General features: G+C 63.5%; 19 protein-coding genes. 13 read left to right on the top strand and 6 right to left on the bottom strand.

The genetic code is table 11. The features are described 5' to 3' along the window. Nucleotides 1-4 precede the first annotated feature (4 nt). Nucleotides 5-1,735, bottom strand: a complete 1,731-nt coding sequence (locus MSIMFI_RS08545; RefSeq protein WP_191496882.1) for a GMC oxidoreductase — start codon at nucleotides 1,733-1,735, stop codon at nucleotides 5-7. Nucleotides 1,736-2,119: 384 nt separating this feature from the next. Here MSIMFI_RS08545 and MSIMFI_RS08550 point away from each other — a divergent pair, with 384 nt between their 5' ends. From MSIMFI_RS08550 to MSIMFI_RS08600, 11 genes are all read left to right on the top strand, one after another. Further along, nucleotides 2,120-2,929 (top strand): MlaE family ABC transporter permease, encoded by an 810-nt coding sequence (locus MSIMFI_RS08550; RefSeq protein WP_191498087.1) that lies wholly within the window; start codon nucleotides 2,120-2,122, stop codon nucleotides 2,927-2,929. Then, nucleotides 2,929-3,783 carry an MlaE family ABC transporter permease gene (locus MSIMFI_RS08555; RefSeq protein WP_191496883.1) on the top strand — a complete coding sequence of 285 codons (855 nt, stop codon included), beginning with the start codon at nucleotides 2,929-2,931 and terminating at the stop codon, nucleotides 3,781-3,783. Before MSIMFI_RS08550 ends, MSIMFI_RS08555 begins: the two co-directional genes overlap by 1 nt. A gap of 60 nt (nucleotides 3,784-3,843) precedes the next feature. Then, complete coding sequence (locus MSIMFI_RS08560) at nucleotides 3,844-4,782, top strand: MlaD family protein (RefSeq protein WP_224770119.1); 939 nt, start codon at nucleotides 3,844-3,846, stop codon at nucleotides 4,780-4,782. After that, entirely contained in the window at nucleotides 4,779-5,789 is a 1,011-nt protein-coding gene (locus MSIMFI_RS08565; protein ID WP_191496885.1) for an MlaD family protein, read from the top strand. The genes MSIMFI_RS08560 and MSIMFI_RS08565 overlap by 4 nt, the downstream gene beginning before the upstream one ends. Further along, entirely contained in the window at nucleotides 5,789-6,796 is a 1,008-nt protein-coding gene (locus MSIMFI_RS08570; protein WP_191496886.1) for an MlaD family protein, read from the top strand. Before MSIMFI_RS08565 ends, MSIMFI_RS08570 begins: the two co-directional genes overlap by 1 nt. A 19-nt stretch (nucleotides 6,797-6,815) precedes the next feature. Continuing rightward, complete coding sequence (locus tag MSIMFI_RS08575; RefSeq protein ID WP_224770121.1) at nucleotides 6,816-7,925, top strand: MlaD family protein; 1,110 nt, start codon at nucleotides 6,816-6,818, stop codon at nucleotides 7,923-7,925. Continuing rightward, the gene (locus tag MSIMFI_RS08580; RefSeq protein ID WP_191496888.1) at nucleotides 7,922-8,929 is read left to right on the top strand and encodes an MlaD family protein; all 1,008 of its coding nucleotides are present in this window, start codon (nucleotides 7,922-7,924) and stop codon (nucleotides 8,927-8,929) included. Before MSIMFI_RS08575 ends, MSIMFI_RS08580 begins: the two co-directional genes overlap by 4 nt. Beyond that, the gene (locus MSIMFI_RS08585; protein ID WP_191496889.1) at nucleotides 8,926-9,894 is read left to right on the top strand and encodes an MlaD family protein; all 969 of its coding nucleotides are present in this window, start codon (nucleotides 8,926-8,928) and stop codon (nucleotides 9,892-9,894) included. Before MSIMFI_RS08580 ends, MSIMFI_RS08585 begins: the two co-directional genes overlap by 4 nt. 10 nt (nucleotides 9,895-9,904) lie before the next feature. Then, a complete protein-coding gene (locus MSIMFI_RS08590; RefSeq protein ID WP_191496890.1) occupies nucleotides 9,905-10,552 on the top strand; it encodes a hypothetical protein in 648 nt (215 codons plus the stop codon). Nucleotides 10,553-11,251: 699 nt separating this feature from the next. Beyond that, complete coding sequence (locus tag MSIMFI_RS08595; protein WP_191496891.1) at nucleotides 11,252-12,220, top strand: LysR family transcriptional regulator; 969 nt, start codon at nucleotides 11,252-11,254, stop codon at nucleotides 12,218-12,220. A gap of 54 nt (nucleotides 12,221-12,274) precedes the next feature. Beyond that, a complete protein-coding gene (locus tag MSIMFI_RS08600; protein ID WP_191496892.1) occupies nucleotides 12,275-13,126 on the top strand; it encodes an arylamine N-acetyltransferase family protein in 852 nt (283 codons plus the stop codon). Here MSIMFI_RS08600 and MSIMFI_RS08605 read toward each other — a convergent pair. The 5 genes from MSIMFI_RS08605 to fadD3 are packed head-to-tail and all read right to left on the bottom strand — an operon-like array spanning nucleotide 13,091 to nucleotide 18,830. Beyond that, nucleotides 13,091-14,257 carry a pyridoxal phosphate-dependent aminotransferase gene (locus tag MSIMFI_RS08605; RefSeq protein WP_191496893.1) on the bottom strand — a complete coding sequence of 389 codons (1,167 nt, stop codon included), beginning with the start codon at nucleotides 14,255-14,257 and terminating at the stop codon, nucleotides 13,091-13,093. The genes MSIMFI_RS08600 and MSIMFI_RS08605 overlap by 36 nt on opposite strands. After that, complete coding sequence (ipdE2, locus tag MSIMFI_RS08610; RefSeq protein ID WP_186245005.1) at nucleotides 14,254-15,219, bottom strand: acyl-CoA dehydrogenase IpdE2; 966 nt, start codon at nucleotides 15,217-15,219, stop codon at nucleotides 14,254-14,256. Before ipdE2 ends, MSIMFI_RS08605 begins: the two co-directional genes overlap by 4 nt. After that, nucleotides 15,216-16,148, bottom strand: a complete 933-nt coding sequence (locus MSIMFI_RS08615) for an acyl-CoA dehydrogenase family protein (protein ID WP_191496894.1) — start codon at nucleotides 16,146-16,148, stop codon at nucleotides 15,216-15,218. Before MSIMFI_RS08615 ends, ipdE2 begins: the two co-directional genes overlap by 4 nt. Further along, nucleotides 16,148-17,293, bottom strand: coding sequence for an acyl-CoA dehydrogenase family protein (locus MSIMFI_RS08620; protein ID WP_191496895.1), 1,146 nt, complete (start codon nucleotides 17,291-17,293; stop codon nucleotides 16,148-16,150). Before MSIMFI_RS08620 ends, MSIMFI_RS08615 begins: the two co-directional genes overlap by 1 nt. Before the next feature lie 10 nt (nucleotides 17,294-17,303). Next, nucleotides 17,304-18,830 carry a 3-((3aS,4S,7aS)-7a-methyl-1,5-dioxo-octahydro-1H-inden-4-yl)propanoate--CoA ligase FadD3 gene (fadD3, locus tag MSIMFI_RS08625; protein WP_191496896.1) on the bottom strand — a complete coding sequence of 509 codons (1,527 nt, stop codon included), beginning with the start codon at nucleotides 18,828-18,830 and terminating at the stop codon, nucleotides 17,304-17,306. A 48-nt stretch (nucleotides 18,831-18,878) separates the two neighbouring features. Between fadD3 and ipdE1 the strand changes: the two genes are divergently transcribed. Together ipdE1 and ipdF are read left to right on the top strand one after the other, a co-directional pair. Beyond that, nucleotides 18,879-20,030 (top strand): acyl-CoA dehydrogenase IpdE1, encoded by a 1,152-nt coding sequence (gene ipdE1, locus MSIMFI_RS08630; protein ID WP_191496897.1) that lies wholly within the window; start codon nucleotides 18,879-18,881, stop codon nucleotides 20,028-20,030. Continuing rightward, nucleotides 20,027-20,815 (top strand): (5R,7aS)-5-hydroxy-7a-methyl-1-oxo-2,3,5,6,7,7a-hexahydro-1H-indene-carboxyl-CoA reductase, encoded by a 789-nt coding sequence (gene ipdF, locus MSIMFI_RS08635; RefSeq protein ID WP_191496898.1) that lies wholly within the window; start codon nucleotides 20,027-20,029, stop codon nucleotides 20,813-20,815. Before ipdE1 ends, ipdF begins: the two co-directional genes overlap by 4 nt. The last annotated feature ends 6 nt before the right edge of the window (nucleotides 20,816-20,821 follow it).

Here is a 20,821-nt window from a genome sequence, read left to right on the forward strand (position 1 = left end):
CCGCTCAGACCCGGTCGTCGGCCTCGGCGCCGGGGTCGTAGCCGGGCAGGCCAAGCTCGTTCCGCAGCAGTTCGGCGGTGCGTTCGGCGAACATCGAAATGGTCAGGAATGGGTTGACCCCGATCGCGCGCGGGATCACCGACGCGTCGCAGACATAGAGCCCGTCGTACGTGCCGCCGTCGGGCCGGAATACTCGTCCGGCGTGGTCGATCACGCCCGCGTCGACGTTGTCTGCGGTGGCGCACCCGCCCATCGGGTGCGCGGTGATCAAGTGCTTGCCGAGGATGCGCTTGTCCCATCGCGGGTTTTTCATGTACGTCCCGCCGATGGCCTCGACCGCCGGCTTCATGATCGCGTCGACGTCGTGGTAGATCCGCTCTGTCGGCGCCCCCGGCCAGTCGATCTTGACCGTGCCGTTTTTGCGAAGCACCAGTTCGCCATCGGAGTTGTCGTGCAACATGATCAAGAATCCGAGTGAGTGGTTCATCGCTCCGTCGGTGTTGAACATGATGTCGCGGCGCCACCGGTCGAGTTTGGCCCGCCGGAAGTCGCGATAGCTAGTGGCGGCAAGCCCCATCAACCCGAAACGGAAGCTGTCGATGAGCGCGCGGGGCAGCGACAAGTCCTGCACGGCGAACCGTTTGCGCAAGTCGGATTGGTCTGCGCCGAAACGCATTACGGCGGTAATGCTGGGCCCGCATGCGAGCTCCGATCGGGGCGGCCCGTCGGTGGTCGCCCAGGTTTGGGTGTCGGTCTGCATGTCGGTGTTGTACGCGATGCCGAAATTGTCGCCGTTGCCGCTGAAGTTCTTGCCCAACCGCGTCGACAGCGGCAGTCCCGCCCGACGCGAACGCAGCAGGATTCCGTTGCTGCCGAGGGTGCCTGCGGAGACCACGACGCGACGGGCGGTGACGACGATCTCGCGGACCTCGTCGGCCTCCTTTTCTGCGCCGGTGCGACGGGCGATCACCCGCCACCGCCCATCGGTGGTCGGTTCGATGCGTTGAGCTTCGATGCCCGCGAACAACCGAACGCCGAAGTGTGCCGCCATCGGTAGGTAGTTGGTCATCAAGGTGTTCTTCGAACCCGTGTTGTCGCCGGTACCGTCGCCACCATGGTTGGGGCAGCGCCGCCGCTGTACGCCGTACTTGGTCACCCGATCCTCGGTGCTAACCGTGATGTCGAGGACCTGCATCTGAGCGCCGGCGTTTTTGGCGATCTGCCTGAATGCCTCCACTCGGGGCAGCGGGACATGCTCCGCGTAAGGCACCGCGCCGAGCATGTGGCGCGCTCGCGCGTAGTATTCCGCCAGCCCGCCCACTCCATCGGTTTGTTGCTCGACGAGCTTGCGGAACTCCCGTGGCCACGACGACAGGAACACTTCCCGATCGGGCACGATCGCCACATTGAAGTTGATCAACGAGGTCCCCCCGAGCCCGTTCGCGTGAATCACGTCGATGGTCTTGAATCGCTCAATCCCAATGAGCCCCAACGGATTCAAGGGTGAACGAAGTTCGGCCGCGGCGGCCGTCTCACTCTCCGGGAAGGTGCCGGTCGGATGCTCGGCGCCGCGTTCTAAAACGGCGATGTTGAGTTTGCCGCCGGCAGCTGCATTCGCGACCCCGAGTCGCGCGGCGGTGATGGCGCCGCCATAGCCCGAGCCGAGGATCAAGACGTCGTACTCGCTGCGTAGCGCACTCGTTGATGTCGCCAGAGCCGCGGCTATTTCCGTCATGATTGCAACCTCCGTTTCATGAATAAGTACGGCAGCGTAGACCCCGGCGTCGCTGTTTGGGTCGAATTGGCTGAGAAAAAAGATTGCCGGGACGATTGTCAAGATCATTTACATTATGGTGATCTATTCCTCCGGCTGAGCTGCGACATTGTCAAATGTGTTGACGCTAGCAATCTATAACGGATATATAACGAATCAGTCTCTGTTCTATAACGTCCGGTGCGGTTCGTTGCGAACTCAATACCATCCGTAAATCACGCGTGAAGCACCTAAGTGATCAAGGGAACCGCCATGTCGCTTTTGTTTACAAAGCCAGACTTCCTGGCTGCGTCGGCGGCGGACGACCGGCCAAAAAGATCACCGATTGCGCGGCCCCTGGTAGTGATGGCCATCAGATCGTGGCGCCACGTCCTACGACAGGCCGACGGATCGTTGCAGACGCTGGGCCGCTTCTTCGAGTTGGCCGCACAGTCCGCTATTTACCTCATCACCGACATTTTCCGGTTACGTCATCCGTGGCGAGACACCCTCACCCAGGCTTCGTTCATCGTTGGTGTCACAGCGATTCCGGCGTTACTGATATCCATCCCGTTCGGGGTTATCGTCGCCGTGCAGGTGGGCAGCGTCATCCAGCAGGTGGGCGCGACATCGATCTCCGGTGCGGCCGGCGGCCTTGGCGTCATCCGCCAGGCCGCGCCGATCGTCGCGGCATTGCTCCTGGGTGGCGCCGCCGGCGCGGCGATAACCACCGACCTGGGCGCTCGCAGCATCCGCGACGAGGTTGACGCGTTGCGTGTCATGGGTATCGACCCGGTTCAACGACTGGTCACGCCAAGGCTGGCGGCGATCATCTTGGTGTCGCCGGCGTTGTGCATCTTCATCGTCTTCATGGGGCTCTCGGCGGGCTATGTGATCAATGTGGGGTTTCAGTCCGGTACTCCCGGTAGCTACATCGCCTCGTTTGGATCGTTCGCCACGATCACGGATGTTGTTGTCGCGCTGCTGAAGACCTGGCTCTTCGGGGTGATCGTGACGCTGATCGCGTGTCAGCGCGGTCTGGAGACCAAGGGCGGCCCGCGAGGGGTGGCCGATGGGGTGAACGCGGCCGTCGTCCTCGGGGTGGTCACGGTGTTCGTGCTCAACCTGGTGATCACCGAGTTTGTCACCCTGTTCATGCCGACGAAGGTGGGCTGATGGCAACACCTGCACGGCATCTGCCGCCTGGATTGGCTACGACTCTGCGGGTCGCCGAGAGGTGCGGCTCGATGTTCGAGCGCCTCGGGCATCAGGCGACCTTCGTGGCTTTGGTGCTCGGCGCGATTCCGCGGACAGTCGCCCGCTACCGGCGCCAGACCGGAGCGATCTTGGTCGACATGATCTGGGGCAACGGTTCGCTGGTGGTAGGTGGCGGCACCATCGGCGTGCTGGCGTTCATGGGTGCCGCGATAGGGGGTTCGGTCGGGGTCGAGGGATATGCCGTCCTGGACATGGTCGGTATGGGGCCACTGACCGGGTTCATCTCCGCCTATGCGAACACCCGGGAAATGGCCCCGATGATCGCTGCAATCGGCTTCGGAGCCCAAGCCGGTACCCGGATGACCGCCGAAATCGGCGCCATGCGCATCGCAGAGGAAATCGATGCGCTTGAGGCCCAAGCCATCCCGTCCATCCCATATGTCGTGACGCCCCGCGTCATCGCCGGGATGATCACCATCATTCCGCTGTACCTGTTGGCCCTTGCGTTGAGCTATCTGTCTTGCGCGCTGGTGGTCGACCTGCATCAAGCGTCGGGCACCTACTACCACTACTTCGACTCGTTCATCCAACCGTCGGACGTGGGTTTCTCGGTGGTCAAGGCGATCGTTTTCGTGACCCTCATCGTCGCTATCCACTGTTACGAGGGTTACTACGCCGGCGGTGGTCCCGAGGGAGTCGGGCACGCCTCGGGTCGAGCGATCCGCGCCAGCCTGATCACCGTCGTCATCGCCGACATGGTGCTGACACTGCTGTTTTGGGGCAACAACCCCGGCCTGAGGCTGTCGGGGTAAGGCATGCGGACACCCAGTTCACAAGCGCTGCGAAGGTCCTTACGAATCAGGGGCCTGATTGTGTCCGTGGTGCTGGCAATCGCGGGCATCACTTTGTATCAGGCGGCCACCGGCAAGTATGACGACACGTTCAAGCTGACCGTGGTCGCCAACACGATAGGCGAAGGCTTGGCCCCCGGCGCGGAGGTGAAATTCCACGGGCTGGCCATCGGATCGGTCAAGACGCTGGAATCGACGGGATACAACAAGCAGACGATGACGGTGCTGCTCGACCCGGGCCAGGCGAAGGTGCTGACCGCCGACACCATAGCCAGGTTCACGTCGTCGAATGTTTTTGGCACGGCGGCAGTTGAACTCGTCAGCGAGGGCAGGGGCCCCCGGTTGCCCGCGAACCAAACCTTGGTTTTGCGCACCGACGCCCAGGCGGCGTCGGTTACCGGGTTGCTGCGACAGGGCCAAAGGGTTAGCCGGATCCTGGATACGCCCGAATTCGACCACGTGATCGAGGTGCTGCGCCGGCACGCCGACATCGTCGAGCCGGCGGCCAGGGCCGGGCTAGATCTCGCGAGGATCATGGCCGACTCCCAGACCATGCCTGTCTCCCAATCACTTTCGGTCCTAGCGTCGTTCTTGAACGGCCTGGGCGCCGCCATGCCGGCGCTTGAGCTGGCACCCGATCTGCTCGACGGACTGGACCCGCTGGTAGCACCGGGCGGTTCAAAAGGTGTCGATCGCACGAATCTGGTTATGCGCCAAACCGGTCGGCTGTTGCGGGATGCCGGGCAGATTTCAGTGCGCAACAACGAGTGGCTCATCCAGCTGGTCGGCGCGATCATGAACATCGAGATCCCGGCCATGTACGCCATGGGCAGTCTGGCACCGGCCTATGACCGGCTTTCCGGCCTCCTCGATCGCACCAGTGCCGCCTTTCCGGTTATCGACGGCGAGGTCCGGATGCGCACCGAGGTCATCCTTCAAGCTCCTGGGGGTGGCCGTTGAGAAAGGTGTCCGGATCGGTGCTGTGGCTGACCGTGTTCACGGCGATCGCCACGGTGTGCGCGATCGTCGTGGTCACCGCACTGCGTAGTCCGGTCAACGGCCCGGTCTCGCATTACACTGCGAGCTTCACTGATGTTTCGGGCCTCGACGTCGGCAACGACGTCCGCATTTCCGGTGTGCAAGTGGGCAAGGTCGAGGCCATTCGTCTCGACGGCCGTGCTGCCAAGGTCGACTTCAGCGCGCTCAACGAACACGCGGTGTATCGGAATACCGTTGCCGCCGTGCGCTTTCAGAACCTTTTGGGCCAGCGGTACTTGGAGCTGGTGCAACCGGCCGCGGGCGGTGAACGGTTGGCCGCGGGGGCAACGATTCCGATCGGGCAGACGGTTCCGTCATTCGATATCACCAAGCTGTTCAATGGGTTCCGGCCGGTATTCGCCACGCTCGACACGGCCCAGCTCAACCAGTTCGGCGAGAACCTGTTGCGGCTAATTCAAGGCGACGACACTGGGCTTGGCCCGGTGCTGCACGATCTGGACGCCATCTCCAAGTTCGCCGTCAACCGTCAGGCTGCCATCACCGTGCTGATCCGCAACCTCGGCGAGATTTCGCATGATCTCGGCGGCAAGTCGCAACAGCTGTTCCATCTCATCGCCACGCTGACCCAGTTGCTGACCACGTTCACGTCCAAGGCCGACGATTTTCGCGCCTCGATCGACATCGAGCTGCCTTTGCTGAGAAGCTTGGTGCGCATCCTGCAATATGCCGAACGCACCTTTGACGGATCGACCGTCCCGCTCTATGACGTTACGAGCCGGATGTTTCCGCAGACGCCAACCATCATCGCCAGTCTGTCCCTGGTGCCGTCGCTGATTCAGGGGCTGCGCGACTCGCTCGTCGACGATCAGCAGGCGACCGCGACCTTTGACTGCTCCCACGGTCAAGTCCATCTCCCGGGAATCGGCGAAGTGTCGTTCGCACAACAGGATTTGGTGGTGTGCAGGTAATGATCTTGCGCAGGTACCATCGGGTCCTCGATGAGCGCGCCGCGGCGACCCGCAGCCGTCGGCTCGGGGTCGTTGGTATCGTCGTCGTCTTCGCCGTTCTGGCGACTACCGGGCTCGCCTACCTCAACCCGACCGGACAGGCCAGCTACACCGCAAACGCCGGCACCTCCGGCGGTGTGCGCTCCGGCGACGAAGTCCGCATCGCCGGTGTCCCAGTCGGGAAGGTCACCAGCGTCCGGCTGAACCGGACCGTCGTCGAAATAAAGTTCGATGTCAAGCGGTCGGTGGTCGTCGGTGCGCTGTCCACCCTTGAGATCAAGCTGCTGACCCCACTCGGCGGCCATTATGTGGCGCTCGATCCGCAGGGCGGCACACGGTTGGGCCACAGTGCGATTCCACCGCAGCGCGTGAAATCGCCGTTCGAGGGCAGCGACATGATCCAGGAGATCACGCCGTTCATCAAGGAAGTCAACGGCCAGATCATCCACGACACCTTCACCGAGGTCGCCGTAGCCGCCAATAAGTATCCCAATGCGGTGCGGGATATTCTGCAGTCCGCCACCGAGTTGACCAGGCTGTTGAGCAAGATGACCGGCGACCTGCATCGCGGGCTGGACTTCGTCAACAATTCCACCGGTGCGCTGGCCGCGGGTCGCCAGCAGCTGGTCGCGCTGATCGACCAATTCGCACTGGTTGGGCAACGCTACACCGCAAAGTCCGTCGATATCGTCGAGTTCTTCACCCTGCTAAGGGAACTGACCCGCATCGTGGACCGCATCATGGTGTTCTACGACCGAGAGGTCGCGCCCTCACTCAACGGTATCGACGACATCTTCGACACCCTGTTTACCCATCCCGACCGCATCGGCAGGGCGGCCGAGGGCCTCGGCCAAATCCTCAACATCGTTGGCCCGATGCTCAGCGGAAACGGTGTCGTCCTCGACCAGAGCCGCCGGTTGGTGTCCGGACAGAATCTCTGTCTGCCAAACATCATGAGGCACTGCTGATATGAGGAAGAAGCGTGCCATGATTGCCATCGCCGTAGCCGCGGGCGTTGGGATCGCCGGTGTGATCGGCGTCAAGGTCGTGCTGCCCGAGCTCAACAACACCAGGGCATTATGCGCCGAATTCACCGACGCAGTCGGGCTTTACCCGGGCAACAAGGTGCAGCTGTTGGGCATCGAGGTCGGATCGGTAACCGCGGTCACCAACGAGCCCGATCACGTCCAGGTCGACTTCACCGTTTCCAAGGATCTCGACCTGCCGGCCGACGTTGGGGCGGTCACCTACTCGCAGTCGATCGTGAGCGATCGACATGTCGAACTGACCAAACCGTACGCGAGTGGCCCCAAGTTCACCGGCTCGCAGTGCATCAAGCTCGAATCCACCAAGACTCCGATCGGTGTCAGCGAAACCTTCGCTGCCGTCGACAAACTCGCCAATGCAATCTTGGGATCCTCAGCGGACCCGTCGCATTCGCCCGGCGCCCAGGCCATTAATGACAGCCTCCAAGCGGCAAGTCGGTCGTTGGAGGGCACCGGACCACACCTCAATACGGCACTGCGGGACCTGGTCGCCATCATCGGCGACCCCTACCAGGCAGACGCCGACTACCGGCAGCTCATCGAGAACGGCGAGATCCTCACTTCGACACTGCTGCAGAACTGGGGCACCGTGGCCACCGTGATGCAGACCCTGCCGGACAGCCTCAGAATGATCGAGGGTCTGGCGGACGGCTTCGGGTCGGCGCTGCACCATCTCGCACATTCGCTGCCGATCCTGGTCGAGGCGTTGAATCGGTTCGCGCCCCGCGTGTATCACAACGTTACCGACAAGCTGATCCCCTGGATCAGAGATGTCCTCAACGCCTTCACCCCGCAGATCGTCGGTGTCATCAACGGTTTGCCACCGGTGACAAATTGGCTCGCCTCGAAATACGAGCCGGCTTGGGGGACGCACAATGTCACGTATCTGCCTCCACAGGTGTCGGTTTCACCCTCGCAGGCCAATGCCATCTGTACTGTCCTGCGGGAACGCAACACCCCTGGATCCCAAGCGGCGTGCGCACCCGGCGCAACCTCCGATCCGGTCACGCTGGGCCTGACCGATCTCATTCTTGGGGCGGCACTGCCATGACCCGACGATCGATCGCGGCACTGCTCGGTGCCCTGTTAGTCAGCCTGACAGCCGGTTGTTCACTGGACCCCACCCGCTTACCGGTACCCGGTTCCTATGTCCCCGGCGACAAGTACACGATCAAGGTCGAATTTTCGAGTGTGCTGAACCTGCCCGCCAGGGCCAAGGTGGACTTCGGCGGGGTACGGGTGGGTGTCCTGGACCGGGTTCAGCTGGTCGGCAGTACCGCGGTCGCCTACGTCGATGTGTCCGGGAGCGTAAAGCTGCCGCAGAACACCCGTGCCGAACTGCGTCAGGCAACGGTCCTGGGCGATATCTATATTGCGCTGCTGCCACCGGACAACCCAGCGGCAACGCCGCTGCATGACGGTGACACCATCCCGCTGCGCAATACGGCCCCGGCCGACAATGTCGAGGACATCTTGCGGGGAGTGTCGAACCTGGTGTCGGGCGGCTCGCTGAACACCCTGCAAGACGCGGTGATCAATTTCAACAAGGCGTTTCCGAAGGACCCGGCCGAACAGGACCGGATCCGACGGAAATTGGCGACGGTGCTGCACGACCTGGCGGCGAACCAAGACACCATCGACGAAATCCTATCCAGCACAGAGAATATCGGCAGAAGCCTGATCGCCAACACCGGGGTGTTCGATCGGCTGATCACCGAAGGCCCGGGCAAGCTAGAGGCGATGGCCGGCGTACTACCCGACATTATCGAACTTGTCGTCGATTTCCAGGACCTGGGCCGAAGCGGTGGACAACTGCTAGCGCCCAATGCGCCCGACGTGATCGAGATGCTCTCCTACATAACACCTTTGGTCGGATCCGTGGCGACTGCTGACACCACGGTGCCGCTCATTGCCGACAAGGTGGTCGGGCTGATCCGCGACAAACTCATTCCGTTCTTCGGAAATGGCGGACCGAAATTCAGTGTCTCGGTTGATCCCGGAGCCAGGGCCGACCAGACGATTTCGGCGATGCGGACGATGGGGATGCTCCCATGAAGGTGAATGCCGCAACCACTTTGGTGATCCTGGCGATCATGACGGTCCTTGGTGCGGGCTATCTGTCGCTCGGCGTGCTGAACATCGATCCCACCCAAAAGGCAACCCGGCTAACGCTCATGCTGGACGATTCGGGCGGGCTGTTGCCCACATCGCAGGTGACGATGCGTGGCATCCAGGTTGGCCGGGTGACTGGAATCCGCACCACCGCGACGGGGCTGAAAGTGGCGATCGACCTCGACGGGGCTCATCCGGTTCCCGCGGACAGCGTGATCAGCGTGCAAAACCTCTCCCTGGTCGGCGAGCAGTACATCGACTTCAAGCCGAAACGCATTACGCCGCCGTACTTCAGCGACGGGGCCGTCGTTCCCGCCGACCGAGTCGCTCGCGCCGTCACCGTGAGCGACTTGCTGGCCAGAGCCAACACACTGCTCTCGGCGCTCAATCCGACTTACGTCCGCACCATCGTCGCAGAAGTCTCGCAGGCGCTCGCCGGCAACGACGACACCCTGGACTCGTTGGCCACAGCGGCGGGTTTGGTCGCCAAGATGGAGTGGGAGAACCGACAACTGCTCGCGACCCTCTTCGGCAATGTCTCGACGCTGACTACCGATCTGGACGAGCTGCACGCCGGCGCAGTGCTGAGCGAGGCAGGCACGCTACTGCCGGGCGCGGTGTTGGCGTTGACCAAGCTGGTCCGCGACACCGATGAGTACACACGCGCCGGCGACGGAGCCTTTGCACCGGGCGCTCCGATCCCGACCTTGGTCGCCAACCTCGGCCAGTACGTAGACATGTTGTCCGGACCTCTGAGTACCTTCGCCGCGGTCCTGGAGCCGGCGACGGCGCCGTTGCGGGGATTCAAGATCAACGCCGGGCACTGGCTGGATTTCTGGGAGTCGACCTTCAACGACGCCGGTGGACTGCGTGTGCAGGTGAATGTGCCAGAGGGGCACCAACAGTGAAGGATCGAATATGACGATCGACACCGTCGATGAGACCGAAGTGGCTGAGCACGCTGAGCCGAGCGCCGTGGTTGTTGAGGAACACCAGCCGAGGTTCCGTTGGCCGAGGAAGCGGTGGGTTTCTACCCTTGCCCTGGCGGTACTGATCGCCGGCGGGGTGTTTGGGTTTGACGAATACAGCAGCGTCGCCGATGAATTGGCGGCTCTACGTCGGGCAGAATCCGATCGCGACGCCGCGGCCAAGCTCGCCAAGGAATACGCGCTGAAGTCACTCACCTATAGCTTCGAGGATCCGGATGCCTTCTTCCGATCTGTGGAGGGCGGTGTCTCGCAGGCACTCAAAGACAAGTACGTCAATGCCACCGACATCCTCAAGGGCGTCATGCTGCAGGCGCAGGTCACCTCCACCGGTGAGGTGCTCGCGACCGATGCCGTCGTCCAGCCCGGCCAGGTATACCAGGTGGTGGTGTCGGCCGCCCAGACCACTCGCAACCTGCAGAACCCCAAGCCGCGGGTGTCGCTCATCCTGTTGCAAATCACCGTCAACAAGGTCGGTGACGGCTGGCAGGTCTCCGACATTGGGCCAAAGACCGGCAGTCACGCGGTGAACGCGGACCAGCTGGCGCCACCGGAGCCCGGCCCGGCACCCGGACGGTAGCCCCGGCGACGCCACACGGAGCAGGGCGCCCGGGCTACTTCCCGAAGCCGCGGCAAGCGACCAGCGCGATCCGCTGTGCATTCTGCACGGATATTCGGGCCATCGCTTCAGCAGCATGTCCATTGTCCCAGAGCATGCCACGGATAAACTGCGTATGCGTGCCTGCGAATTTGTTCGCTGTATTGGAGAACGTTGGTGGACAAAAGTAGTCGATGTTGACGATTGCAGGTATTGGTCCAGCAAATGTACTGGCGCATATTTAGTGTGACGGATTGCGAGTACGGCCACGCATTTGTGGTGCTGCGACCTTTGCTCTAGAAAATCCGTCAGCAGTCCCTTGGAGTACCCGACATGGCGTTCTGCAACCACTCGCTCTATTGTGTTTGCCAATCCTCGCATCAACCGAGTGCTTCGAAATCTCCGGTCGCTTCGGCGGCTCCCGCCAATTTTCTGCGGAATCCATATAGGGGTAACCAGAATAGGGGCACCACGGTATGGGTTGCCAAGCGTTGCGCTTGCGCAGGATCGGCGCTCGATCCGATCCTGAAGTTCGACGCGAACGGGAAGCTCTTGGGGAGCTTTGGCGAGCGCAACGACACCACGAGCGGAGCCGACGGGGTCGCAATGGATGCGGCCCGCACGGGAGCCATCGAAGTACGAACCCCCGTAGCTGCAGTCCAGTCAAAGGGTGTGTATTAGGTGGAGCTCTATCAGCTGCACTACTTCCAAGCCGTCGCCGAGACCGGCACGCTGCGTGATGCCGCTGAACAGTTGGCGGTCTCTCAATCATCGGTCAGCCGAGCCATCACCCAGCTCGAGTCCGAGATTGGGGTTGAGCTGTTCACCTGGCGCGGCAGGGCAAAGGTGCTCAACCGCTTCGGGCAGGCGTTCCTACGGTCGAGTCTCGCGGTTCAGCGAAGCCTCGAAACCGCGGTCGCCGACGTCCGTCGGCTTGCGGGCGTCGATGCTGGAACCGTGGCGCTCGGTTTCCTCACTTCGCTGGGTGTGACGACTGTGCCCAGGCTGATCCGCCAGCATCATGATCAATATCCCGCAGCGCGCTTTGAGCTGCATTCGAATCCCGGCTCCGCGCTGGTGCGTGATCTGGCCGCCGGTCTCATCGACATTTGCCTCAGCTATCCGATGGCATTTGACGAGTTGTCGGGCGTGAAGTGGCACTGTCTGTTCACCCAACCACTCGTCGCAGTCGTCAACCGAAACCACCCGCTCGCCGACCGCGAGCTGGTCGGTTTTGAGGAACTCGCCGGCCAACCCTTCGTCGCCCTCGACCAGCGCTACACCCTGCGCAGGATCTTCGACGATGCCTGTTCGCGCCATGGCATCACGCCCACTATCGCCTTCGAGGGAACCGACATGGCAATGCTGCGAGGCCTCATTGGATCCTGCCTGGGAGTCGGCATCATGCCGCGGGAGCCGACACCACCTCCAGAAGTCGTCGAGATCCCCGTCGACGACGACGAACTGGTCAGACCGATTGCAATCGGTTGGATGGCGAATAGATATCTGCCGCCCTCGGCCGCAGCTTTCCGTGACACCGCGATAGCGTCATACGGAGTGCCTGACCAAGATTTCCACCACGAGCATCGAGGTGAGCCGTGCCCGATCGGGCAATCAGCCCCGGTGGATGCATCACATCTTGGATCGTGAGGCTGAAACCGCTTCCGCCGCGCTTTGACTCGGCGGTCAGGACAGAATGGCTCTATGGCATTGGATCTGACCGGATACTTCGACCGCATCAACTACGGTGGCCCCACCGAGCCAACCCTTGAGGTGCTGCAGAATCTGGTGGCGGCCCACACTCGAGCGATTCCGTTCGAGAATCTCGACCCATTTATGGGCGTGCCGGTCGACGACCTTAATCCGGAGGCGCTCACCGACAAACTCGTGCATCGGGGTCGGGGTGGCTACTGCTTTGAGCACAACGGATTAATGGGCTACGTGCTGGCCGAACTCGGCTATCGGGTGCGCCGATTTGCCGGCCGGGTGGTGTGGATGCGCCCGCCGGAAGCACCGCCGCCGGCTCAGTCGCACACGGTGTTGGCCGTCACGTTCCCTGGATCTCGAGGTTCCTATCTCGTTGACGTCGGCTTCGGGGGTCAGACACCGACCTCACCGCTGCGCTTCGAGACCGGCAGCGTCCAGCAGACCACGCACGAACCGTTCCGACTCGAGGACCGCAACGACGGACTGATCCTGCAGGCCATGGTCCGTGAGGAGTGGCAGACGCTGTACGAATTCACCACGCAGACCCGGCCACAGATCGACCTGACGGTCGGCAGTTGGTATGTGTCAACCCATCCGTCGTCCCACTTCGTGACGGGCTTGATGGCGTCGACGGTCACACAGGACGCGCGGTTCAACCTGTCTGGCGGCAGCCTCGCCATCCACCGCGCCGAGGGGACCGAAAAAATTACTCTCGAAAATGCCGCCGCGGTTGTCGATACGTTGAGCGAGCGGTTCGGGATCAACGTGGCAGACGTCGGCGAGCGCAGCCTGCTCGAGGCTCGTATCGACCGGTTACTGTCCTGGCAACCAGCCGCCGATACGGCGTAAGCATTCTTCAATGTCGCTGGTGGGCCCGGCGAACGACATCCGGATAAACGAGTTGCCCCGCACGGTGTCAAAGTCGATGCCCGGTGCAATGGCAACGCCAGTGTCGGCCAGCAACTTTGAGCAGAACACCAACGAGTCGGTCGTGAAGTCGGACACGTCGGCGTAGACGTAGAACGCGCCGTCGGTGGGGGCCAGCCGTTCGATGCCGATGCTGCGCAGCCCGTCGAGCAACAGCGATCGATTGATGCTGTAGTGCTGCAAATTGCCGTCGGCTTCTGCTGCCGCTTCTGGGGTGAATGCCGCCACCGCGGCGATCTGCGACAGCACCGGTGGGCAGATGGTGAAATTGCCGGTCAGGCGATCCACAGCGCGGCGCAGTTCGGTCGGCAGCAGTAGCCAGCCCAGCCGCCAGCCAGTCATTGCGTAATACTTGGAAAAGCTGTTGACCACCACAGCGTTTCGCGATGTCTGCCACGCGCAGCTGGTACGCGGCGCCCCTTCGTAGACCAGGCCGTGGTAAACCTCATCGCTAATGAGCCGAACTCCGGACGCATCGCACCAAGACGCGATCGGCGCCAATTCCTCGGGCGGTATCACAGTTCCGGTGGGGTTGGCCGGGCTGGCGACGATCACGCCCCGGACCGGTGGGTCGAGTTCGTCGAGCATCTGTACGGTGGGCTGGAAGCGTGTTTCTGGTCCGCATTGAATCTCTACGACATCACACCCCAAAGCGGACAGGATGTTTCGATAGCACGGGTAACCGGGACTGGCCATCGCCACCCGATCGCCGGCATCGAAGCACGCCAGAAAGGCCAACAAAAAGCCACCCGAAGAGCCCGTGGTCACCACCACCGCATCGAGGTCGACGGAGATGCCGTGCTGGCGTTGATAATCCGCCGCGATCGCGGCGCGCAATTCTGGAATGCCCAGTGCCACGGTGTAACCCAGTTGGTTGAGGTGCAATGCTGCGGCCGCGGCCGCACGCACCGGCTCTGGTGCCCCTACGCTGGGCTGGCCCGCCGAAAGGTTGACCAGGTCGCCATGAGTGCGCTGACGCTCCGCGGCCGCCAGCCAGACATCCATCACATAGAACGGTGGGATGCCGGCGCGCAGGGCAACTCGATTGTTCACGGGGCGGGTGCCTCCGGGCAGACCTCTGCTTCCAGTCGGTGCAGCAACTCTCGTGGCGAGTCGAGGAGCTGCATACTGCCATGTGCGCGTTTGAAATACAGATGCATGTCGTGTTCCCAGGTGATCGCGATGCCACCGTGAAGTTGGATGCCTTCGGCTGCCACCTTGCTCAGCGCTTCGGTGGCGGCAATCCGCGCGGTGGCGGCATTTGTGGGTGTGGGTTCGTGGCACGCATCGTTGACGACCGCCCGGGCCACGGCGACTGTCACATACAGATCGGCCATCCGATGCTTGAGCGCTTGAAAGCTGCCGATGGGGCGCCCAAATTGCACCCGGCTCTTGGTGTATTCGACGGTCAATTCCAGGCAGCGTTCGGCAGCGCCGATCTGTTCGGCCGCCAGCAGGATTGCCGCAGCGTCCGCAAGGCCGGGGTCGGTGCCTATAGTTTCGGCCTCTTCGGGCCGAACGCGGGCCAGCCTGCGGGTGGGGTCCATGGTGCCAACGGGATGTGCGTCGAATCGGGTCCACCGGGTCAGCTCGCCGTCCGCGGCGGCGATGACGACGTCGGCTACGTCGCCGTTAACTACGTAATCGGGGTCGAGTACCAGTGCACCGACCGACCTACCGGAAGCCAGTGCTTCCAGAGTCTGGGCGTCCGGATCCTGGGCGGCCAGCAGCGCCAGCTCTGCCAACGTCGTGCCCAGCAGGGGAGAGGGCACCAACGCGCGGCCTAGCTCCTGCAAAACCGTTGCCGCATCCGCTAGTTCGCCGCCGGCTCCGCCCAACTCCTCGGGTATCACCAACGCCGCCGCGCCGACCTGCTCACACAGCAACTGCCATAACGACTCGTCGTAGCCGCGCTCGGAGTCCATCGCCGCACGCACCGCCTCGGGGTTGGCGTGCTTGGTCACCAGGGCGGCGACGGTTTCCCGCAGCATCTCCCGTTCGTCGGTGTGAGTCATAGCGCCTCCAGGACCCGCCGGCGATGTGCCTCGGGTGTACCCCAGGCCGAGCGCAAAGCTTGCACCCGAAGCAGTAGCAGAGATAGGTCGTGCTCCTGAGTGAACCCGATCGCGCCGTGGGTTTGCAACGCAGATCGCGCCGCGAGCAGGCCGGCCTCGCCCGCAGCCACCTTGGCGGCGCTGACGTCGCGCGGTTCCAACGACAGCGCCGCCCCGTAAACGAGGGGGCGGGCCAGCTCGATCCCGATGTGGACATCGGCGAGCTTGTGCTTGATCGCCTGATACGAGCCGATCACCCGGCCGAACTGGGTCCGCTGCTTGGCGTACTCGACGGCTGCATGCAGCATCGCCTCGGCGGCGCCCACCAGTTGCGCCGCTGTGGCCAATGCGCCGAACTCGTAGGCGCGCTTGATGTCTGCTTGCCACGGTTCGCCGGTCGCTGTCACCTCGTAGAGACGCCGGCTGAGGTCGACGGACTCGCGGCGGTCACCGCGTGTTGCCTCGCTGACATCCTCGTCGGCCACCAGGACCAGCCCGGCGGTGTCGGCATCCACCGCGTAAGGGACGTGCGGCGGCAGTGCGACGGTTGCGACCAGCTCGCCGGAAGCGAGGCCGGCGCTGCGATCATCGTCGGCAAGTAAAACCGGTGCGACAGCGATGGATTCGATGACCGGGCCGGGCACACACCAGTACCCGAGCCGTTCCAGAGCGACCACCAGGTCGACTGGGCGAGCTTCCAGGCCGTCGAACTTTTCGGGCACCGCCAATGCCGTAACGCCGAGATTGGACAACTGCTGCCACACCTTGCGGCCGGGCGCGACATCGCCCGCGGCCCAAGCCCGGACCGCGCCGGGTACGTCGGCGGCGCCGAGCGCCGCGTCGATGCTGGCCGCAAAGTCGCATTGCTGTTGGTCGAGTGCGAATTCCACTATTGCTTTCCCCCGCTTCGCTCTCTTGGGAGACCCAGCAGCCGCTCCGCGATTATATTGCGCTGGATTTCGTTGGTACCGGCGTAGATCGGGCCACCCAACGCGAACAGCAGGCCCTCGGTCCACGGACCCGTGAGCTCCCCGTGGGCCCCCCGGATGTCCAGCGCGGTCTGATGTATCTCCACATCGAGGTCGGACCAGAAGACTTTGGTCACCGATGATTCCGCGCCCAGCTCCCCGCCGTTGGCCAACCTGGTCACGGTGCCGAAGGTCTGCAGCCGGTAGGCCTGTGCCTTGATCCACGCATCGGCTACCCGATCGGCGAACGCCGGCGGTGAGCCGGTGTCCTTCCACAACTGCACCAGCCGCTCGGCGGCGGCAAGGAAGCGGGCCGGGCTGCGCAGCGACATGCCGCGCTCATTGCTCGATGTGCTCATTGCCGCGCGCCAACCGTCGCCTGCGGTGCCGATGACGTCCTCGTCGGGCACGAAGACGTCGTCGAGGAAGATCTCGCCGAAGCCGGTGTCGCCGCCCAGCTGGACGATCGGGCGCACCGCGATGCCCTCGGCCTTCAGGTCGAACATGAAATAGGTGAGGCCACGATGTCTTTCGGCCGCCGGATCGGAGCGAAACAGGCCGAATCCCTTGTCGGCGAAAGGCGCTCGCGAGCTCCATATCTTTTGACCGTTGAGCAGCCAGCCGCCGTCGGTCTTGGTGGCGGTAGACCGTAGGGACGCCAGGTCGCTGCCGGACTCGGGTTCCGACCAGGCCTGCGCCCAGATCTGTTCACCGCTAGCCATTTTCGGCAGGATTCGGTCCAGCTGTTCCTCGGTGCCGTGCGCGAAAAGTGTCGGAGCCAGCATCGAGGTGCCGTTGGCGCTGGCCCGACCGGGCGCACCGACGCGGAAGTACTCCTCCTCGTACACCACCCAGTGCAGCAGCGGCGCGTCGCGGCCGCCGTACTTCTTTGGCCAGGTGATCACCGAAAGGCCCGCGTCGAACAGCACCCGATCCCAATGCCGGTGCTGTGCAAAGCCTTCCGCGTTGTCGTAGGACTTCGTCGGGATCGACTTGGCGTTGGCAGCCAGAAAATCGCGCACTTCGGCCTGGAAGGCCAGGGTCTCGTCGTCGAATGATAGATCCATCGGGGTCCATTCAGCTCAGTTCTCGCAGTTGTGGTTTGACCACCTTGCCGCCGGCATTCCGTGGCAACGCGTCGACGAATCGCACCGACCTCGGTGTCTTGAAGTTCGCCAAATGTTGACGGGTATAAGCGATCACCGACTCTTCGTCGAGCTGCGAACCAGCCCGGGCGACCACGAACGCGCGGCCCACTTCGCCCAGCCGCTCGTCTGGAACCCCGATCACGGCGACGTCAACCAGGCCGTCCATCCGGGCCAGCACCTGCTCGACCTCGGCGGGATACACGTTGAACCCGCCACAGATGTACATATCCTTCAGCCGGTCGGTGATTCGCAGGTTGCCGGCTTCGTCGACCGCGCCGATGTCGCCCGTGTGCAACCAGCCGTCGGGATCGATCGCGGCGGCGGTCGCGTCGGGGTCGTTGAGGTAGCCAAGCATCACGTTGGGCCCGCGCAGCAGAACCTCTCCTGTCCCATCGATGCGCAATTCGAAGTCGGCGAATGGCCGTCCGCACGTCGTGGCGACGGTTACCGCATCGTCCTCGGGGCGGCACATAGTTCCCATCCCGTTGGCTTCCGTCAGACCGTAGGCGGTGAGCACGATGTCGATGTCGAGTTCGGATTGCATGCGTTCCACCAACACCACCGGAACGGTGGCGGCCCCGGTCACCGCGAACCGCAGCGAACTCAGATCGAAGTCACCGCGGGCGGGGTGGTCGAGCAGGGTCTGGTAGATGGTGGGCGGCCCAGGCAGCACGGTGATCCGGTGTTGCTCGATCGCCTGCAGCGCGCGCAGCGGATCAAACGTCAGGTGCGGGATCAGCGTCGCACCGGTCTGCATGCAGGCCAGGATGCCGGCCTTGTATCCGAAATTGTGGAAGAACGGGTTGATGCACAGATAGCGGTCGTCGCTGGTGATCTTGCCGTTGGCTGCCCACGACGCCGATGCCGATAGCGATTGTCGGTGCGCACACAGCACGCCTTTGCTGCGACCGGTGGTTCCGGAGGTGAACAGAATGTCGCTGACATCGTCGGGTGTGACGGCGGCGGCGCGGTCTCGGACCACATCGAGGACGCCCTCGGCGATGAAGTCGTCCCAGGTGCCCCGGACAGGATCGTCGGCCTCGATGGGAACCCGGACAATGTGACGCAGCGCTGGCAGGGCGTCGCGGTCCAGGTCGGCCGCCCGGTCGGCGCCCAGGAACCGGCCTGCCGCGAACAGCACCGGCGCATCGGTGCGGGCCAGGATGTCGGCGGCTTCCGCGGCGGTATAGCGGGTGTTCAGCGGCACCATTGCGGCGCCGGCGTGGTGGATGGCCAGGCAGGCAACCACCCAGTGCCAGGTGTTCGGGGACCAGATGGCCACCCGGTCGCCGGACTGAACGCCGAGCGTGATGAGCGCGGCCGTGGCCCGGTAAACCTCGTCGCGCAACTCGCTCGACGTGAAGCTCCGGTCTTCGGTGACCAACGCCGCATGGTCGGGGAGTAGGCGCACAAGACGATCCAGCGCCGCCGGCACGGTGCGGGGATCGCTTGTCACGGGGATACTCCTAACAAAGCAAGTGCTTGGTAGGTTAGCCTACAGGCTATGCAGGACGTCGAGGAGTTCCGGGCCGAGGTCCGCGGCTGGCTCGCCGACAATCTGGTCGGCGAATTCGCAGCACTCAAGGGTCTTGGCGGGCCGGGACGCGAACACGAAGCGTTCGAAGAACGCCGGGCATGGAACCAGCATCTGGCCGCGGCGGGGCTGACGTGCCTGGGCTGGCCGGTGGAACACGGCGGGCGCGGGCTTTCGACCGCGCACCGGGTGGCCTTCTACGAGGAGTACGCCCGAGCCGACGCGCCGGACAAGGTCAACCACTTCGGAGAAGAGTTGCTGGGGCCGACGCTGATCGCGTTCGGAACGCCCGAGCAGCAACAGCGCTTTCTGCCGCGCATCCTCGATGTGACCGAGCTGTGGTGCCAGGGATATTCGGAGCCCGGCGCCGGCAGCGACCTGGCCAACGTCTCGACCACCGCCGAACTCGACGGTGACCAATGGGTGATCAACGGCCAGAAGGTATGGACGTCGCTGGCGCACCTGTCGCAGTGGTGTTTTGTGGTTGCACGTACCGAGAAGGGCTCCAAACGGCATGCCGGTCTGTCGTATTTGCTGGTGCCGCTGGACCAGCCCGGTGTGCAGATCCGGCCGATCGTGCAAATCACCGGCACCGCGGAGTTCAACGAGGTGTTTTTCGACGATGCCCGCACTGACGCCGACCTGGTGGTGGGGCAACCGGGCGACGGCTGGCGCGTCGCGATGGGAACGCTGACGTTCGAGCGCGGGGTCTCGACGCTCGGTCAGCAAATCGTCTATGCCCGTGAGCTTTCCAATCTGTCCGAGCTCGCGCAGCGTACCGGCGCCGCCGACGACCCGTTCATCCGGGAGCGGCTGACCCGGGCGTGGACCGGGCTGCGGGCAATGCGGTCCTATGCCCTGGCCACCTTGGAACGGCCAGCTGTCGACGGCCAGGACAACGTGTCAAAGTTGTTGTGGGCCAATTGGCATCGTGATCTGGGCGAGCTGGCCATGGATGTGATCGGCAAGCCCGGACTGACGTTGACCGACGGCGAATTCGACGAATGGCAGCGGCTTTATCTGTTCACCCGCGCCGATACCATCTATGGCGGATCCAACGAAATTCAGCGCAACATCATCGCCGAGCGGGTGCTCGGCTTGCCCAGGGAGGCAAAAGGATGAGCTTGTCTGAAGCGCCGAAAGAGGTTGCTGGACACGGGCTTCTGGACGGCAAGGTGGTGGTGGTAACCGCGGCCGCCGGTACCGGCATCGGTTCGGCCACCGCCCGCCGGGCTTTGCTTGAGGGTGCCGACGTCGTGATCTCCGACCACCACGAGCGGCGACTGGGGGAGACGGCCGGCGAGCTTTCCGCGCTCGGGCTGGGCCGGGTCGAAAGTGTGCTGTGCGACGTGACGTCCAGTGTCCAGGTCGACGCGTTGATCGATTCGACCACCGCGCGCATGGGGCGCCTCGATGTGCTCGTCAACAACGCCGGGCTCGGCGGGCAGACACCGGTTGCCGACATGACCGACGACGAGTGGGACCGCGTTCTGGACGTGACACTGACGTCGGTGTTTCGGGCCACCCGGGCGGCGCTGCGCTACTTCCGCGATGCACCACACGGTGGGGTGATCGTCAACAACGCCAGCGTCCTGGGCTGGCGCGCCCAGCACTCGCAGTCGCACTATGCGGCGGCCAAAGCCGGGGTGATGGCGTTAACTCGTTGCAGCGCAATAGAAGCCGCTGAATACGGAGTCCGCATAAACGCGGTCTCACCCAGCATCGCCCGGCACAAGTTCCTGGACAAGACGACGTCGGCTGAGCTGCTGAACCGGCTCTCCGCCGCCGAGGCGTTTGGCCGCGCGGCCGAACCCTGGGAAGTGGCGGCCACCATCGCGTTTTTGGCCAGCGACTACTCGAGTTACCTCACCGGAGAAGTGATTTCGGTGTCCAGCCAGCACCCGTGAGCTGAC

It is taken from the genome of Mycobacterium simulans (assembly GCF_900232995.1).
Taxonomy (GTDB): domain Bacteria; phylum Actinomycetota; class Actinomycetes; order Mycobacteriales; family Mycobacteriaceae; genus Mycobacterium; species Mycobacterium simulans.

Excerpts from the sequence above, each read along its gene's own strand:
- MSIMFI_RS08580 (WP_191496888.1), top strand. The coding sequence starts at position 7,922 with ATGACCCGACGATCGATCGCGGCACTGCTCGGTGCCCTGTTAGTCAGC.
- MSIMFI_RS08590 (WP_191496890.1), top strand. The coding sequence starts at position 9,905 with ATGACGATCGACACCGTCGATGAGACCGAAGTGGCTGAGCACGCTGAG.
- MSIMFI_RS08600 (WP_191496892.1), top strand. The coding sequence starts at position 12,275 with ATGGCATTGGATCTGACCGGATACTTCGACCGCATCAACTACGGTGGC.
- MSIMFI_RS08620 (WP_191496895.1), bottom strand. The coding sequence starts at position 17,293 with ATGGATCTATCATTCGACGACGAGACCCTGGCCTTCCAGGCCGAAGTG.
- ipdE2 (WP_186245005.1), bottom strand. The coding sequence starts at position 15,219 with ATGACTCACACCGACGAACGGGAGATGCTGCGGGAAACCGTCGCCGCC.
- MSIMFI_RS08555 (WP_191496883.1), top strand. The coding sequence starts at position 2,929 with ATGGCAACACCTGCACGGCATCTGCCGCCTGGATTGGCTACGACTCTG.
- MSIMFI_RS08550 (WP_191498087.1), top strand. The coding sequence starts at position 2,120 with ATGGCCATCAGATCGTGGCGCCACGTCCTACGACAGGCCGACGGATCG.
- MSIMFI_RS08585 (WP_191496889.1), top strand. The coding sequence starts at position 8,926 with ATGAAGGTGAATGCCGCAACCACTTTGGTGATCCTGGCGATCATGACG.
- MSIMFI_RS08575 (WP_224770121.1), top strand. The coding sequence starts at position 6,816 with ATGATTGCCATCGCCGTAGCCGCGGGCGTTGGGATCGCCGGTGTGATC.
- ipdF (WP_191496898.1), top strand. The coding sequence starts at position 20,027 with ATGAGCTTGTCTGAAGCGCCGAAAGAGGTTGCTGGACACGGGCTTCTG.
- MSIMFI_RS08545 (WP_191496882.1), bottom strand. The coding sequence starts at position 1,735 with ATGACGGAAATAGCCGCGGCTCTGGCGACATCAACGAGTGCGCTACGC.
- ipdE1 (WP_191496897.1), top strand. The coding sequence starts at position 18,879 with ATGCAGGACGTCGAGGAGTTCCGGGCCGAGGTCCGCGGCTGGCTCGCC.
- MSIMFI_RS08570 (WP_191496886.1), top strand. The coding sequence starts at position 5,789 with ATGATCTTGCGCAGGTACCATCGGGTCCTCGATGAGCGCGCCGCGGCG.